General features: G+C 42.3%; 11 protein-coding genes. 5 read left to right on the forward strand and 6 right to left on the reverse strand.

Annotated elements, in window-relative coordinates:
• Positions 1 to 139 precede the first annotated feature (139 nt).
• A complete protein-coding gene (locus LC608_RS37290; protein ID WP_229554537.1) occupies positions 140 to 1,228 on the forward strand; it encodes a glycosyltransferase in 1,089 nt (362 codons plus the stop codon).
• Positions 1,229 to 1,316: 88 nt separating this feature from the next.
• Here the strand turns inward: LC608_RS37290 and LC608_RS16325 are convergent, their stop codons facing one another.
• From LC608_RS16325 to LC608_RS16340, 4 genes are all read right to left on the reverse strand, one after another.
• Positions 1,317 to 4,508 (reverse strand): efflux RND transporter permease subunit, encoded by a 3,192-nt coding sequence (locus LC608_RS16325; RefSeq protein ID WP_229554538.1) that lies wholly within the window; start codon positions 4,506 to 4,508, stop codon positions 1,317 to 1,319.
• Between the two features lie 129 nt (positions 4,509 to 4,637).
• The gene (locus LC608_RS16330) at positions 4,638 to 6,242 is read right to left on the reverse strand and encodes an efflux RND transporter periplasmic adaptor subunit (RefSeq protein WP_229554539.1); all 1,605 of its coding nucleotides are present in this window, start codon (positions 6,240 to 6,242) and stop codon (positions 4,638 to 4,640) included.
• Positions 6,243 to 6,523: 281 nt separating this feature from the next.
• Positions 6,524 to 6,898 (reverse strand): TetR/AcrR family transcriptional regulator, encoded by a 375-nt coding sequence (locus LC608_RS16335; protein ID WP_229554540.1) that lies wholly within the window; start codon positions 6,896 to 6,898, stop codon positions 6,524 to 6,526.
• A gap of 468 nt (positions 6,899 to 7,366) precedes the next feature.
• Complete coding sequence (locus LC608_RS16340) at positions 7,367 to 8,656, reverse strand: glycosyltransferase family 4 protein (protein WP_229554541.1); 1,290 nt, start codon at positions 8,654 to 8,656, stop codon at positions 7,367 to 7,369.
• Between the two features lie 1,293 nt (positions 8,657 to 9,949).
• Here LC608_RS16340 and glyS point away from each other — a divergent pair.
• From glyS to LC608_RS16355, 3 genes are all read left to right on the forward strand, one after another.
• Entirely contained in the window at positions 9,950 to 12,100 is a 2,151-nt protein-coding gene (glyS, locus tag LC608_RS16345; protein WP_229554542.1) for a glycine--tRNA ligase subunit beta, read from the forward strand.
• Positions 12,101 to 12,184: 84 nt separating this feature from the next.
• A complete protein-coding gene (gene murD, locus LC608_RS16350) occupies positions 12,185 to 13,714 on the forward strand; it encodes a UDP-N-acetylmuramoyl-L-alanine--D-glutamate ligase (protein WP_229554543.1) in 1,530 nt (509 codons plus the stop codon).
• Positions 13,715 to 13,961: 247 nt separating this feature from the next.
• Positions 13,962 to 14,375: a PAN domain-containing protein gene (locus LC608_RS16355; protein ID WP_229554544.1), complete on the forward strand. Its 414-nt coding sequence runs from the start codon at positions 13,962 to 13,964 to the stop codon at positions 14,373 to 14,375.
• Positions 14,376 to 14,451: 76 nt separating this feature from the next.
• On the opposite strand, the gene LC608_RS16360 is transcribed toward LC608_RS16355, so the two are convergent.
• Together LC608_RS16360 and LC608_RS16365 are read right to left on the reverse strand one after the other, a co-directional pair.
• The gene (locus tag LC608_RS16360; RefSeq protein ID WP_229554545.1) at positions 14,452 to 14,676 is read right to left on the reverse strand and encodes a type II toxin-antitoxin system HicB family antitoxin; all 225 of its coding nucleotides are present in this window, start codon (positions 14,674 to 14,676) and stop codon (positions 14,452 to 14,454) included.
• Between the two features lie 11 nt (positions 14,677 to 14,687).
• On the reverse strand, positions 14,688 to 14,870 hold the full coding sequence (locus LC608_RS16365) for a type II toxin-antitoxin system HicA family toxin (protein WP_193950722.1): 183 nt from the start codon (positions 14,868 to 14,870) through the stop codon (positions 14,688 to 14,690).
• A gap of 669 nt (positions 14,871 to 15,539) precedes the next feature.
• Between LC608_RS16365 and argS the strand changes: the two genes are divergently transcribed.
• Positions 15,540 to 17,303, forward strand: coding sequence for an arginine--tRNA ligase (gene argS, locus LC608_RS16370; RefSeq protein ID WP_229554546.1), 1,764 nt, complete (start codon positions 15,540 to 15,542; stop codon positions 17,301 to 17,303).
• Positions 17,304 to 17,329 lie beyond the last annotated feature (26 nt).

The following is a 17,329-nucleotide window of genomic DNA, read 5'->3' on the forward strand; positions in this document are numbered from 1 at the left end:
CCTAAAAGTCAATAATAGTGAATCAACAATATATCTATCATGGTGTAATGATAGCTATATTGTTATAAATATTAATATTAATCGTGTCGCCACCTAAGGTATTGTTCATAGAAACATCATTCAATAATCCCCCAGTGCCGTGCAACATGTTCTTTTTTATGATTCGGAGTGCAACTTTCCCTACTCCAGTGAGTCGCTGCTGGTGCCAGGGAGCAAGATCGGTGGCACAGAGGGGTCGGTCATCCGCATTGCCGAGGGATTGAGCAAACGATACCGAGTCAGTGTTGGACAGCACAACCGGATCAAACACGAAAAGTCTACAGACCACAACATCCACTGGCTGACCAAAAAAGAAGCCACTGACTCCTCGTTGGATGTCGATGTCGTCGTCGTGCTCAGGAGGGTCGGCGACTTACCTCTAATGAAGTGGTATCACCCACGCGCTCGGCTATTCGTTTGGAGCCACGATTGGCTCTTTCCCGGCCCCTCAGGCTTCTCGCGTGCGAGCTTAACTTGGCGTGCGAAAATTGAGATGCGTTTCCTGCTTCATGCTTGTTACGACGCAGTTAACGTTGGAGTGTCTCGCACTCATATGGAAAACATCCGTGACAGCCTCAACAAGACACGGCTGATCGGCCCCCTTCGCGATCGCGTGCGACTTGACTATGTTTATAACTCTATTCCTGAAAATATTAATGTTTTACCTGAAAGCGCTGCATATGATCCGACGAAACTTATCTTCGTCAGCGCACCCTGGAAAGGGCTAAATATGGTCTTGAAGTCTTTCAAGACGATCCGCCAACATATTCCTGACCTAAAGTTGCATGTCGCAAGCCCTGGATATGGATATCAGCCGGCTGAAAAGTTGGACGAGTCGTTAACCGAAAACGTTATTTTTCTTGGAAGCCTTTCACACGCCGCAGTTCTGCATGAAATGAGGTCAGCGTTGTGTGTTTTCTATCCAGCCAACAAAGTACCGGAGACGTTTGGCCTTGTATTTGCAGAAAGCAACGCCGTTGGAACACCGGTGCTGACTCATCCCATTGGAGCTGCTCCCGAACTGCTCACCCCAGAGCAATTGGTTGACGCTAGGGACACAAATGCAATCATCGAGCGTCTCAGGTTGTGGAAGAATGGTGGACGGCCAGTTGTGAGAGCAAAAGAAGAGTTCCGACTGAGCAATGTTATTCGTTCGTGGGAGCGGGTGCTGTTTTCGCAGGGTGCCTAGCAGCTTGTTGAAGAAGATATGTAGCGACAGTTAAGAGGGTGATAACTGCCGCTACAATTGGGTGAAATGAACTACAAAAAACAGAGACTCAATCCTCAGCTTTTGTTGAATATGCAACAGTTTTACCATCCAAGGGCACTGCTTCTGTTTGCAGTTGTTGATGCCGATTTGGTTTGATAAAGCGCTCTGTCGCCGTCTTAATCACGATATACAAAATTGGCACTACAAACAAACTCAAGAAAGTCGCAATTAACATCCCACCAAAAACTGCTGTTCCCAAAGATTGGCGACTCGCTGCTCCTGCACCTGTGGAATTAGCCAAGGGGAAAATTCCTAAAAGAGTAGCAAAGGCAGTCATCAAAATTGGACGTAACCGTTCTTGTGAAGCTTCAATTACTGCTTTAGTCATCGAAAGACCTTGATCTCGCAATTGGTTAGCAAACTCAACAATCAAAATAGCGTTCTTACTAGCCAAACCAATCAACATTACTAGACCAATTTGACAGTAAACATCATTAGAAAAACCCCGTAACGATTGAGCTACAAGCGCTCCAAAAATAGCTAAGGGAACTGATAACAGAATGATAAAGGGGTCAATGTAGTTTTCGTATTGAGCAGCTAGTACCAAAAATACAAATACCAATCCTAATCCAAAAATTAGGGGTGCTAAACCACCAGAATCTATTTCTTCTAATGCAGTCCCTGACCATTCGTAACCGTAACCAGCAGGTAAAACTTCTTTTGCAACTTGTTCCATTGCTTTAATTGCGTCTCCCGAACTAGAGCCAGGGGCGGCGGCACCATTAATTTCAATTGAGCGGAACAGATTGTAGTGATTGATAGTTTGCGCTCCCACAGTCGGAGTAACTGTGACTAAGTTACTCAAAGGAATCATTTGATTGTTTTGAGAACGAACGTATAGTTTACCAATATCTTTTGGGTTGGAACGAAACTGTTGATCTGCCTGGATATACACCCGGTAATTGCGCTGCTGGAGATTGAAATCATTTACATATTGCGATCCTAAAGCAGTTTGTAAAGTACTGAAGACATCATCTATAGAAACTTGCAATGATTTGGCTTTATTGCGGTCTACTTCCACAAGCAATTGTGGTGTATCTGCGGCAAAGGTACTAAATACAGCTTGTAATCCTGGTGTTTGATTAGCTTTACCTAGCAACTTACCCATTGATTGCACCAAATTTTCTAAACCACTGTTACCTCTAAGGTCTTGCAGTTGAAAGACGAAGCCGCCAAAGTTGCCTAAACCCTGAATTGGGGGCGGGTTCACAGGGAAAACTCTGGCTTCTGGGATTGCCATCAACTTGCCTTGCAAGCTGCCAATAATCGCCTGTACTGATTGATCAGGTTTTGAACGCTCATCCCATGATTTTAAAGTGGTAAATATGATGCCGCTATTGGCGGTACTACCACTAAAACCAAATCCTCCGATCGCAAAAGTTCCTAGTACTTCAGGAATTTGCAGAATTTCTTTTTCTACCTGTGCAATCACATCGCTGGTATATTGCAACGAAACCCCTTGCGGTCCTTGGATAATTGTGATGAAGTAACCTTCGTCTTCATCGGGTAGAAAAGCTGTCGGTACTGTCATGTACAGCCAAGCAGTCATTCCCAAGGAAACAATAAACAACCCAATTACAATACCTTTGATGCGTGCGAGAAAGGTAAGCGATCGCTTATAACTATGCTGTACCCAGTCGAGAAAGCGATTTATCTGGCCAAAAATCCAACCCAGCCAGCCGGAAGGTCTTTGTCCTTGACGCAGCAACACCCCACACAAAGAAGGTATCAGAGTCAAAGCCAAAAAAGTCGAAATCCCAATGGAAAAGGCGATAGTCAGCGCAAATTGCCGATAAAGTGCGCCTGTGGTTCCCGGAAAGAACGCCACTGGTACAAACACCGCCATCAATACCAGTGAAGTTGCAATAACTGCTCCAAATAGTTCCGCCATTGATTCACTGGCGGCTTGACGAGGATTTATACCTTTATCCTGAATAAAACGGCTGATTTGCTCTACTACAATGATCGCATCATCTACCACCATCCCTGATGCTAAAGTCAGACCAAACAAAGTCAAACTATTAATCGAAAAGTTAAAAACTTTGACGAAGGCAAATATCCCAATGAAGGAAAGCGGAATACTAATTGCGGGAATTAGGGTACTTCGCCAGTCCTGCAAAAACACAAAAATTACAATTACAACCAGCACTACCGATTCAATCAGGCTCTTAAGCACTTCTGCCATCGACTCTTCCACAAACATGGTTGTGTCAAAAGCTACCTGATATTTCATACCTGGGGGAAAACTTGGAGCCAATCGCGCAATTTCGGCTTTGACTCCCTTGGCTACATCCAAGGCATTACTACCAGGAACCTGATAAATCCCTAGACCGACAGCATAGTTACCACGAAATCGTAGAAATGAACTGTAGTTTTCTGCGCCCAGTTCTGCTCTACCGACATCTTTGAGCTTGACTAATGTGCCATCATCTCCAGTTTTGAGGACAATTTCTTCAAATTCTGATGGTTCTGCTAATCGGCTAGCAGCACGCACATCAAGTTGATACCTTTGTCCTTCAGGAGCCGGTTCTTGTCCTATTCTCCCTGCACCAACTTGCAAGTTTTGTTCAGATAAAGCATTTGCTACATCCTGAGTTGTTAGCCCCCGATTGGCAAGGCGACTCGGATCTAACCACAGGCGCATTGCATAGCGGCGTTCGCCAAAAATTTGGACGTTGCTTACGCCTTTGACTCTTTTTAAAGCATCTGCTAAGTAAAGGTCGGCATAGTTGCTTAAGAATATATTGTCGTACTCTTTATTTTCAGCGTATAAACCAATCGCCAAGAGAATGTTACTAGATTCTTTCGATACCCGCACTCCCGTGCGCTGCACAGAATCTGGTAGTTGTGGTTGGGCAACAGAAACCCGATTTTGCACATCCACAGCCGCAATATCTTTATCCCGTGATGAATCAAAGGTGGCTGTAATGGTACTAGTACCATCGTTACTGCTGCTGGAAGTGAGATATCTTAGTCCCTCAACTCCGTTGATTTGCCTTTCTAAGATATTTGTCACTCCGTTTTCTACGACTTCTGCACTAGCTCCGCTATAGTTGGAAGTTACAGTGATTTGGGTAGGACTAATTTCTGGGAATCTTGCGATCGGTAGTGAGGGAATACTAATTAATCCTATTAAAAGGATGACGATCGCACAGACCGATGCAAAGATTGGCCGCTTAATAAAAAAGTCAACAAACATAGCTTAAAAATTGGGCATTGGGTATTTGGCATTGAAAAGAGGCAGAGGGGGAGTGCAGGGAGCAGAGGCGAAAGAGCTAATTTTTTATTCTCTCCTCTGCCCCTCTACTCCCTCATCTCTCATCTTCAACTAAAGCTTTCGACTACCCACTTCTTCCGGTGCAGGGGTAATGGGAGCGCCATTAGTTAGGTTAAGAATACCGGAAACAACAATTTTGTCCCCAGTTTTTAGTCCTTCGATAACTTGATAATTATTCCCCTCAATAACTCCCAATTTCACAGGTTTTTGTTGAGCTACGAGTTTAGGTGCTCCAGCTTGTTTTTCTGCTGGCGCTTCAGCTTTCTTTTCTGTTGGCGCTTCAGCTACAAACACAAAAGTCTCTCCACCTAGGCGAGATACTGCTGTAACTGGAATTAAAATTCCTGGACGTTGGTTCCAAATCACTTTGGTTTGGACTGACTGGCGATTGATTAGTTGACTTCTAGAATTACCAAAGTTGGCTTTTACCAAAACTGTTTGCGAATCTGAACTGGCATTTGGAGAGATGAAATTCACCTTACCCCTTGCTGTGGGTTTGCCTTGGGCGTTGAGCATTTGCACTGGTAATCCCAAGCGCAGCTTTTTGGCTTCTTCTAGGGGAACGGAAATATTCAGTTCTAATGAGTCGTTTCTAGTCAGTGTAGTCAGCTGGTCTGCTTTTTCTACATAATCTCCCACCTTTGTTGGAATATCACCAACAATGCCAGTGAAAGGTGCAAGGACTTTTGTGTATTGTACTTGGACTTGGGCAGCTTGGACTTGGGCAGCTGCTAGACTTACTTGCGATCGCGCTTGGGCAATTTCTTCTGGGCGAGAACCATTTTGTAGTTGCCTCAAGTTTTGTTTTTGTTGTTCCAGGGCACCACCTAGCTCATTAATACTTGAATTTCTACTTTTGCGGACTTGATCTAGGCGTTTCTGGGCTACGACAAGGGCAGCTTCAGCACTTTGTTGTTCTTTGACATATCCTTCTAGGACATCTTGGGAAACTGCACCCTCTTTTCTCAATTGTGAATATCGCTTGGCTCGTGACTGTGCTAGTTCAACATCAGATTTAGCTGACTGAATTTGAGCCTCAGCCTGAGCAATTTCTTCTGGTTGCGATCCTGATTGGGCATCTCTAAACCGAGCTTGGGCTTGGGCTAACTGCGCTCTGGCTTGGGCAACTTCTTCTTGTCGCGTACCTGCTTGGAGTTCAGCAAGACGTGCTTGGGCTTGTTCTAGTCCGGCTTTGGCTTGTGATAATTGAGCTTGGACATTATCACTTTCCAGGCTAATAATAGCTTGCCCTTGTTGAACACGGTTGCCCTCTTGGATGAAAATCTGGGTTATTCGTCCTTCAACCTGTGGCTTGATGATTGCCGAACGTGGAGCCTCTAAGGAGCCAATAAACTCTGAGCTTTCCTGCACAGTTTCAGTTTGCACAGTTGCTAGCTTAACGGGAATTGCCATAGGTTGACCAGCAGCAGGCCCGCCCGGTGGTGCATTGCTAGCATTAGTAGTTTGCCACCAGCGCCAACCAATACCAACACCTGCAATTAATAGGACGATTCCCAACAGCAGAGGCCAACGCCGCTTTTGAGGTGGCTTTGGCGATCGCTCTGGCAATGGTTGCGACTCTTGATTAGAATCATTAACAGAAGCCTGTTCTGTTTCAATAGGTAGGGTAGAATCAGGGAACTCAGAATGAGGCATATTCGGTTTCTCGTCTTGTGGATTTAGACTTGGGCAATCTAATGTTTGCTAAAAAAGGATTATTTAAATAGTTTTTAGCTCTTTTTTATTGATGTTGGTAACAAATATATATTTGGGTCTTTGGGCGATCGCTCACGTTGTCTAGCACCTGAAATAAATGTTGTCTAGCACATTATGTTTATTTTGTACATTACTTAGCTCAAATCATTTTCAAAGTGTAATTTATAAAACTTTTTTAGGTAGTATCAACTTAGTGTCTTAGCTGAAAGAGAAAACAGAGTTTATTTTGTTGTAGAAGAATCAACTGAACCTCCTACCTCCTGCAACGGCAAAGTGCTAATACCGCGCACAAATAAATTCACACAAGTTTCCACGTAGCATTCACGACTGTATTCTAGTGCGGTGGAGATATGGCTAAAACGTAAGATACCGTGAAGCAACATACCTGTGAAACTATCCACAGATGCTTTTAAATCTATAGCTAATAGTTGCTCTTTGTTCTGGAAATGACGAAATAAAGTTACCTCATTGACCGCAGCAACACGAGCAATTTCTCGCGTTATCGCTCCTGTTAAAGCTGCTGTTGCAAACACCTGAGTTGCTGCCTTGATCAAGCGTGCATGAGTTTGTGCCGTCCTTGATGCTAAGTTTTTCATAAGCGTTTGCAAGTGCTTGCTTGCATTATAACCACATAAAAGATGAGATGAATATAAGTTACAGATGAGTTTATCGCTCTTAAGTAGTAGTGAATACTGATCTTAGGGAAGAGAAAAGTATGGAGCAATGCCAACTCTTGGAGAGGCTTGTCTGCGACACGCTGCACGTAGCTTGCTTCGGCCTAGTAGTACGCCAACGCTATTAACTCAGCTTTATTTAAGTAACGTTGCAAGTTTCATCGAGTTATCCTCATCAAGAACGACGTGCAATTTAACCATTGTTCTCTAGATTCCTATTTTTGAGCAGTCTCAACTTCCTACACTTAGGTCACCCGATCGGTTGATTTTCAACTCACCCGAATGGGTGATTTAATTTTTCCTAATTACGGTTTTGTCTTCTCAACCGCTTAATGTTTGCTAATTAAGAAGCATCTCATTTTGGGAAAAAATCTCCACTATCCAGCCATATCAACCATCTACAACTGATTTCTTGGAATTTAATTTTGGCAAGATACCTAGAGGTGACTTTCGGTTAGCAACAATATGAGAAAGCAGCCCTTCATACCGATTAAGTGCTTGGTCAAAGGAATAGTTTTCTTCGGCAAACTGTCTTCCTGCCTTACCTAGCCTCGCCCCTAGAGTCGGATTAGCATATAAATCATGCACCGCAGCAGCCATTGCATTGGGTGATTCTGGCTCAACAATTATTCCACCACCACTGAGTTGGATTGCTTTTGCAGCAGTACCAGTGGCAGGAACTGAACCCACAATTGGGCGACCACTCGCCAACAATAGTGGTATTTTTGAAGGCATATTGAACGAAATGACATTGCGTTTTTGCACAATCAACCCTACATCAGATGCTGCTAGCATTTCGGGTAGTTTTTCTCGCGGCTGCAACGGTAGCAGCAAAACATTCTCTGCTCCATTTAAAAGACAATATTTCTGCAACCTTTGCAATGCTATTGATTCGCCAACGATAACAAAGACAATCTCCTTGATATGACGCAAGCAAACTGCTGCTTCTATTACTGTTTCTAAGCCTTGCGTTAGAGCAATATTGCCCGAATAAAGTACTACAAATTTTCCATCAAGTTGATGGCTAGATATCCACGAGTTGTTCTGTTTTGGTAATGGGCAGATGAAATTTACATTCACCCAATTGGGAATACAAACGATTTTATTAACAGGTACTCCCTTATTTACCAAATTCTCACGAAACCCATCGGCAATGACACTAATAGTGTGTGCCGACCGATATGCAAATTTTTCTAGGGCTGCAAGAGTTCGGATCATCCACTTGTTCTTCAATAGCCCGATACGTACCGCAGCATCTGGTAGGATATCTTGCACATTCAGAACTACTGGGCAGTTATATAACCAACCAAATATTGTTACTGGTAAAGTACCGAAAAGAGGCGGGACTGTTAAAAGAATTACATCAGGGCGTCCGCCTTTAAAAGCTTGGGGTAAGCTCGTGAAAACAAAGCTCAACTCCAGCAACAGCCGATCTAGGAGATTAGGTTTAGACTTAATTCGTATGTAACTTCGTTGAATGATGACGCCATTTATTTGTTCAGTAACGTACCACTTACCCCGATACTCATCGTAAATTTCGCGCTGAGGATAGTTGGGCATTCCCGTAACCACCCGCACTTGGTGACTTCGCTTTACTAATCCTTCTGCTAATTCAGTCATTAACGGAGCAATACCAATCGGCTCTGGATGATAGTTGTAGGAATAAATCAGAATGTGCATGAGCTATTTGTGATTTTTGTGAAGACAGCCTGAGATAATCGGATTTATTCCTTCATAGTCAGTATGGGCTGCTAATTTTATTCGTTATTTGAATTTATAAATTTGCTTCATTAACAGTGCATTAAACATTGTTAATAAATTTTTTAGTGGTTTTTAAAAGAGAATTTGTGTACTGCATAAAGCACTTAAAAATTCAAATATCACTTTGTGTAAACAGCTTAGGTTCTTAAAGGTTGTTGTAAAAATTCCAGAAGGTATAATTTTCTGGTTCTGACTTAAATGAATTACAACGAAAAAGCAAAGTTTCAGCTATGCGCTGTATATTTTGCTGTGTTTACAATTAGAGTAAAAGACCCTTTGAAAACATCCTTTTATAGACATAGGTTTTAGTTTTTGCTTATTTATGACAATATTTGTCCTGGTTGTTTCTGAACTAATGCCTAAGTTTAGAACTTGGGGGATTTTACCATCATATTCAAGATCGTGCATATAACCCGCATTCCGCCCTTTAAACTGGCACATAGTGTTGATGAGAATTAATGAGTTTTAATGATAGCCCTATCAATTCACTGAACTAGTAGAGCTAGGATAGAGATTCAGTAAATTTGGCAAGCTCTGACTAGAAAGCCCTAATTTCTAGCAAGAGGGTTGCTTTTTCTTCAAAGATGAACCTACACCCAAAGCAGCAAATGCTAGCAAACCCAGCATAGAAGCAGGTTCATGAACTTTGGATACCTGGATAGAGCGAGAATTTTGCTAAAAATATCTTTCATGGTCATAGCTCCAAAGTTGATTGAAATAATGCAAATATCAATGCATCAGACAAAACTAAGCTTACGATAGAAATATGTAGCCGTAAATACCGCATAAAACTGCGGTAGTAAATGTAATGAATCAATAAAGTGAAACACTTTTTTTGTGAAGTTTTGCATAAAATGCCAAGTTTATCTAAGTTAAAAACTTACGCAAAACATCCAAACTCTAGTAAAATGTGGCGGGAGTTTGCCTAATTTTAACAAGTAGCTTCAGCAGCTTGTTGTCTAGCTAATTGAAATGGCATAAGAAGCTCGGAATACAATTATGCGTAACTTTTGAGAGCTAGTTGCTACCCTGCCTTAACGCTAAGGGCGTAGCTTGCTTCCCCGTAGGGTTACAAGTCGGCATCGCAGGGGCGCACTGGCTCAAGATTGACTTTTGACTTCCGCGTTGCAGTACTAATTACCTAAAAATCACAAGCGATCGCTTGAGAATAACTGATAAAGTTGAGCTACGCAAAGTTGAAAACAGTGTTATATGCCTGCGTTTCTATTAGAAGTTGGTACAGAAGAACTACCTGCAAGTTTTCTCAGTGATGCTTTAGTGCAATGGCAGGAACGCATTCCCCAAAGCCTGGAAGCAAACAGCCTCAAGGGTGAAAGTGTCCAAGTGTACGGTACTCCCCGGCGCTTGGCGGTAGTAATTAAAGGTCTACCATCCCAGCAACCAGACCGAGAAGAAGAAATTAAAGGGCCCCCCGCCCAAGCCGCCTTTAAAGATGGTCAGCCGACAGCAGCAGCAGTAGGCTTTGCCAAAAAACAAGGCGTGGAATTAGATGCGCTGTTGCTTCGCCCCACTGACAAAGGGGAATTTGTCTTTGTGCAAAAAAGAATTCCCGGTCGTCCTGTGGCGGAAATTTTGACAGAACTTATTCCCCAGTGGATTTGGGGTTTAGAAGGTAAGCGGTTAATGCGTTGGGGAAATGGAGATGCGAGGTTTTCCCGACCAATTCGTTGGCTGGTAGCTTTGTTAGATGATACGGTACTGCCTTTAGAATTAGTGAATGGTTCTACAACGATTCAGAGCGATCGCATTTCTCAAGGTCATCGGGTTTTACATCCTGAACCTGTGACAATTGCCCAAGCTACTGATTATGTTACCGCTCTCAAGTCTGCTTATGTGACCGTTGACCCAGAAGAACGGGTAAATATTATCAAAGAGCAAGTAAAAGCAGTAGCAGAAAATTTAGGCGGGTATACAGTATTTTACCCCGATTTGTTAGAGGAAGTAACTAACCTTGTAGAACATCCTTCCGCAGTTGTTGGTAAATTTGAACCAGAATTTTTGGAATTACCAACTGAGGTAATTACTGAAGTCATGGTTACTCATCAGCGTTATTTCCCTGTATTCAAACCAGATAGTTCTGAGCAAGAATTATTGCCCAATTTCATCACAATTTCTAACGCTGATCCCAAGAAATCAGATATTGTTGCTGTCGGAAATGAAAAAGTAATTCGTGCCAGATTAGCTGATGGCAGATTTTTCTACGAAGCTGATTTAACTAAGCCGATAGATAGCTTTTTACCGCAATTAGAAAAAGTCACTTTCCAAGAAGAATTGGGTTCGGTGCGTACCAAGGTAGATAGAGTAGTCAAAGTTGCCGAGCGAATAAGCACCCAATTAGAATTAGCGGAAAATCAAAGCCAAAAGATCCAACGTGCTGCTTTATTATGTAAAGCAGATTTGGTTACTCAAATGGTGTATGAATTCCCCGAATTGCAAGGCATTATGGGAGAAAAATATGCCTTAGCCAGTGGTGAAGATGCCGAAGTAGCAAAGGCAATTTATCAGCATTATTTGCCAACAGGAGCCGGTGATAATTTTCCCGAAACACTCACGGGTCAAATTGTCGGTTTGGCAGATAGATTAGATACCTTGGTGAGTATCTTTGGTTTAGGTTTAATTCCCTCTGGCTCGTCTGATCCCTTCGCTTTGCGCCGTGCGGCTAACGCTGTAGTTAAAATTACTTGGTTTTATAATTTGCCGATAAATTTAGATAATTTATTAGCGCAAATATCCACAGACTTTGCAGCAAAATATCACAAAGATCAGGCATCATTAACCGCAGCGTTACAAGAGTTTTTCTTACAACGCATCCGCACTTTACTACAAGAAGAAAAGATTGATTACGACTTGGTAAATGCAGTTTTGGGAGAAAATGACCCAGAATACACAGAACGGGCGTTAAAAGATTTATTGGATGTACGCGATCGCGCCTTATACTTACAACAAATCCGCAACGACAGTACCTTAGATAACATATACGAAACCGTTAACCGTTCCACACGATTAGCCGCCCAAGGTGATTTGGATACAAAACAGCTAGAACCGACAACCGTAGTCCGTCAAGAATTATTCCAAAAGCCCTCTGAGACAGCTTTGTATAATGCCTTAATCGAATCAGTGCCGCAAACTCAAGCAGCACAGCAGACACGAAATTATCAATTGTTACTAGCAGCACTAGGAAAAATTGCTCCGACAGTTAGTAACTTCTTTGATGGCCCAGATAGCGTATTAGTTATGGACTCCGATCCAGAAGTTAAACGTAATCGATTGCACTTACTTGGATTAGTTCGCAATCATGCCCGTGTTTTAGCTGACTTTGGGGCGATCGTCAAAAATCTGTAGCGTAGATCAACAAAAAGTTGTGTAATTTTTGCCAATAGACGCTACTATAGGGAGTGCTTAACCAGGGACACTCTGCTGCAATCTATGTCCAGAGCTACTGTAATTGGATTGGGAAAGTCCGGTGTTGCTGCGGCGAGATTGTTGAAACGGGAAGGTTGGGAGGTAGAGCTAAGTGATAGCAACACCTCCGAAACCCTCCTACAACAACAACAAGAACTCGCTGCCGAGCAAATAATCGTAAAACTAGGCCAATCCCTAGAATTGAATGGTGCTAATTTACCCCAATTAATAGTCGTTAGTCCTGGCGTACCTTGGGATATTCCCGTATTAATCAAGGCACGCCAATTAGGTATAGAAACCATTGGGGAAATGGAACTCGCTTGGCGAAATTTGCAAGGGCTACCTTGGGTAGGAATTACTGGTACTAACGGCAAAACTACTACCACAGCTTTAATTGCTGCCATTTTTCAAGCAGCAGGCTTAAATGCCCCTGCCTGCGGTAATATTGGCTACGCCGCTTGTGATGTTGCCCTATCTTGGAGGGGGAGAGGGGCAGGGGGCAGGGAGCAGGGAGCAGGGGGAGCAGGGGAGGCAGGGGGAGCATTTGATAATTCCTCACTCTTAACTCCTAATTCCTCACTTTTAACTCCTCACTCTTCACTCGATTGGGTGATTGCGGAAATTAGCAGCTATCAAGTAGAGTCTTCGAGTTCTCTTGCGCCACGTATCGGTGTTTGGACGACTTTTACACCGGATCATCTTAGTCGCCATAAGACTTTAGAGAATTATTACAACATTAAAGCCAAGCTGTTGCGTCAGTCCGAATTGCAAGTGTTCAATGGTGATGATGCCTACTTGAGGCAGCAAGGTTTAAGTGCTTGGCCTGATGCTTATTGGACAAGTGCCAAAGGAAAAGATTTCCTGATTAGCGAAAAAGGCTTTTACATCGAGGACGACTGGGTTGTGGGAAAATTGACTGCAACCTCTGTACCAGAACCGATTGTGAAAGTATCCACTTTGCGGATGGTGGGAGAACATAATCAGCAAAATCTCTTGATGGCAGTAGCAACGGCACGATTAGCGGGAATTAATCGTGATGCGATCGCACTTGCAATTCGAGAATTTCCTGGCGTTGCTCATCGTTTGGAGCATATCTGCACTTGGGAAGGTATTAATTTCATTAACGACAGTAAAGCTACTAACTACGATGCTGCCGAAGTTGGTTTAGCATCCGTTAACAGTCCAGCGATTTTAATTGCTGGTGGAGAAGCTAAAGCAGGTGATGATACTAGCTGGCTAGCACAAATTCAAACCAAAGCTGCTGCTGTGTTATTGATTGGCTCTGCTGCACCCACATTTGCCCAACGCCTCCAAGAGGTGGGGTATTATTCTTACCACATTGTAGAAACTATGGAAAGGGCAGTTCCTAGAGCGGCGGAATTAGCTAAGGAGTATGAAGCGCCTGTGGTGTTGCTATCTCCGGCTTGTGCAAGTTTCGATCAATACCCGAATTTTGAGGTGCGGGGCGATCGTTTCCGTCAGTTGTGCCTTGCTTGGGCGCAAGCACAGAAGGTTCAATACAATTCGATTCTTTCATCTCCTCTGCCTAATTAATTCGGCATTGCTGATTACAATGTATGAATCTTGGTGTAGAGATGTTGCAATGCAACGTTTTTACAAAAGTTTTGAAATCACGCAAAATCATTTTCATACATCAATTCAGGAACGCCACTAATTCACTGTGTAGCTGCAAGTCACACAGTGAATTCATTATGTAAAATTATTAACAATTTTGGTATTTTATAGCAAATAACTGTACTATACACAGCTGATAATAATACTGTGCAGCCAGGAGAGATTTATGAAATTCAAAATGGTCACAGCTTGGCAATATGCAAAGAAAAATTTTGTTTTCCCAAGAAATATTATATTTTTTGGGTTGGTACTTTTGCTAATTTTAGGTTTTAGTACGATTTTAAACTTCACACCATTGGCTCAACCTGCCACAGCTCAAGTGGGCCCATTCTCAACCACTATTCCACGTTATGCCGTAACTGCTGAATTTGGTAGAGATAGAGCAGGTAGCGATTACACATCTTTTCCGACTTCAGCATTTGCTTCAGACTGCCAAAAGTTTTGTATTGATGATAGCAGGTGTAGTGCTTATACCTATGTTCGACCAGGAGTACAAGGTACTAATGCTGTTTGTTATTTAAAATCTGTAGCACCACCATTAACACCAAATAGCTGCTGTGTATCCGGTGTGAAATTGTAAGCTAAAAGTGCGGTGCGAATTTTTGCCAATCTGTACTAGAAGGATTGTTTAGGGCTAATTTCGTGATTTCCGATAATTAGGTTTTGATGTAGTTTGCAACTTCAACCTCATGAGCGATGCTTGTAGGTTTAGGAATAGGTAAACCATCTTCTAGCATTCCTTCTAGATGAAATTCAATAGCTTCTGCAATCATCTGCTTGACTTCTTCTAAGGTTTCACCTGTAGTTACACAACCTGGTAAATCAGGGACATAAGCAGAGTAATTACTATCCGCCTTTTCAATCACCACTACGTAATGCATTGCCGTTCTCCTTATAACTGTGCTTGCCTCCAAATACTACTGAGAGTACCAGGGGCTAAGTCGTCAGACAATTTACCTGGAACTGTAACTAAACCTGGTTTATCTGGATGCTTAAACTGTCGATGACTACCTTTAGTTCTATCAAGATACCAACCATCAGCTTCCACTCGCTTGATCACATCACGTACTTTCATGTTACTACTTATCTGTACAGTTGAAATTTCTGTTACAGATATCGCTAATTGAGAAGTCAAAACTCAATAAGATTTCCTATTTTCTCATTTGGGAAATTTGCTTTTCGGGAATTAAAAGCCAAAGTTATTCAGTTCTTGGTAAGAGTTGGCGAGTTAAAAATGACAGCTTTTAAACTTAGCTAGATCATCGGTGAATGCGGATAACTAATTTACTCCTTTAAAAGGATGACACTTAATAGTAAACCATTTGCTGCTCTTAAAATAACATAACCAAAACAATAGTTAGAATTGCTTTCTTCATAATAATTAGTTTTCCTGGAATTATTAACATTATTTATAGGATTAAAGTTTTTGACTACGGGTTAGCCGTTGAGATTAATCTATACCTGTGTCACGTAGCTAGGTATTTAACGCACCTCAATCAAACCGTTGGGGCAGTTGAGTTTTTAGCGATGCCTGTGATAGTTTAGAAAGAAATTGGCTCGAAAATACCTCAAGGTAAGTCGCCAGCGTCAACACCTTGTTGTTTTTACAGCAAGGTGCTTAGTAAAAATACTGTTGCAAGCGGCGTATTGATTTTTTATCTCCCTTCAGAATCTCCAGATTTCTAAAGTGAATAATCAAGCTTTTCCAGAGCTATATTTCCTCTCTCACAGATAAAATTTATATATGAACGCTACACAAGAAAAACTAAAAGTTCAGCTTGAGCAGGCAATAGTTGCGGCTTTTGGCGCTGATTTTGGTGGAGTAGATCCAATTTTGGTTTCTGCTAGCAATCCTAAATTTGGTGATTATCAGGCGAATGTAGCTTTATCCCTGAGTAAAAAGTTAGCAAAGCAACCAAGAGCGATCGCAGGTGCGATCGTTGAGAAACTAGATGTATCCGAAATCTGCGAACCGCCAGAAATCGCTGGGCCAGGATTTATCAATCTAAAACTGAAAACAGCATACCTGGAAGCACAACTGAATGAGATTCAAGCTGATCCCAGGTTGGGAGTTCCAGCCGCGAAAACGCCCAAGCGGGAAATTGTCGATTTTTCCAGTCCGAATATTGCCAAAGAAATGCACGTTGGACACTTGCGTTCTACTATTATTGGTGATTCCATCGCCCGAATTTTAGAATTTCAAGGACACGATGTTTTGCGGTTAAATCATGTGGGTGATTGGGGTACGCAGTTTGGCATGTTAATCGCCTATCTGCGGGAAGTTTACCCAGACGCGCTTACCACCGCTAATGCTTTAGATATTGGTGATTTAGTCTCTTTTTACCGCAAAGCCAAACAACGCTTTGATACAGATGCAGCTTTTCAAGAAACAGCGCGGCAAGAAGTCGTAAGATTACAAGCAGGTGCAGAGGATACACTTCATGCTTGGAAACTGCTGTGCGAACAATCACGGCAAGAGTTTCAAATAATTTATGAGTTGCTAGATATTAACTTAACTGAACGCGGCGAATCTTTCTACAACCCTTTACTATCTGGCGTTGTGGAAGATTTAGAAAAATCGGGGTTGCTGGTAGAAAACCAAGGGGCAAAATGCGTATTTCTGGAAGGGTTTACAAATAGAGAAGGTGAACCTTTGCCCTTAATTGTACAGAAATCAGATGGCGGCTATAACTATGCCACAACAGATTTAGCATCCCTCCGCTACCGGATTCAGCAGGATCAAGCAAAGCGGATAATTTATGTAACAGATGCTGGACAAGGAAATCACTTTGCCCAATTTTTGCAAGTGGCACGCAAAGTTGGATGGATTCCCGATGATGTGGAATTAGTGCATGTTCCCTTTGGGTTAGTGTTAGGAGAAGATGGTAAAAAGTTCAAAACTCGTTCTGGGGATACTGTGCGGTTGCGGGATTTATTAGATGAAGCGATCGCTCGTGCCCATGCTGACCTAAAAACCAGATTACAAGAAGAAGAACGCCAAGAAACTGAAGAATTCATTAATGAAGTTGCTAGGGTAGTTGGGATCAGTGCAGTTAAATATGCAGACTTAAGCCAAAATCGCACTAGTAGTTACATTTTCAGCTATGACAAAATGCTGGATTTCAAAGGTAATACTGCACCTTATATGCTGTATGCTTATGCGCGGATTCAGGGGATTAGCCGCAAGGGTGATATTAACTTTAAAGAGTTAGGAAACAATGCTGTTTTGTTGGAGCATGAAACAGAATTAGCTCTAGCAAAATATTTACTTCAACTGGATGAAGTTATTAGTAGTGTAGAGCAAGATTTGCTGCCTAATCGTTTATGTGAGTATTTGTATGAATTAAGTAAAAAGTTTAATCAGTTTTATGACCGGAATCAGGGAGTTCAGGTTTTGGAGGCTGAGGAACCGCAGCGAACATCACGCTTGGTTTTATGTGATTTGACTGCTAGAACTCTGAAATTGGGATTGTCTTTATTGGGAATTCAGGTATTAGAGAGGATGTAAGACTAATTCATAATTCGTAATTCGTA

This window comes from Nostoc sp. XA010 (assembly GCF_020829625.1).
Lineage (GTDB): Bacteria > Cyanobacteriota > Cyanobacteriia > Cyanobacteriales > Nostocaceae > Nostoc.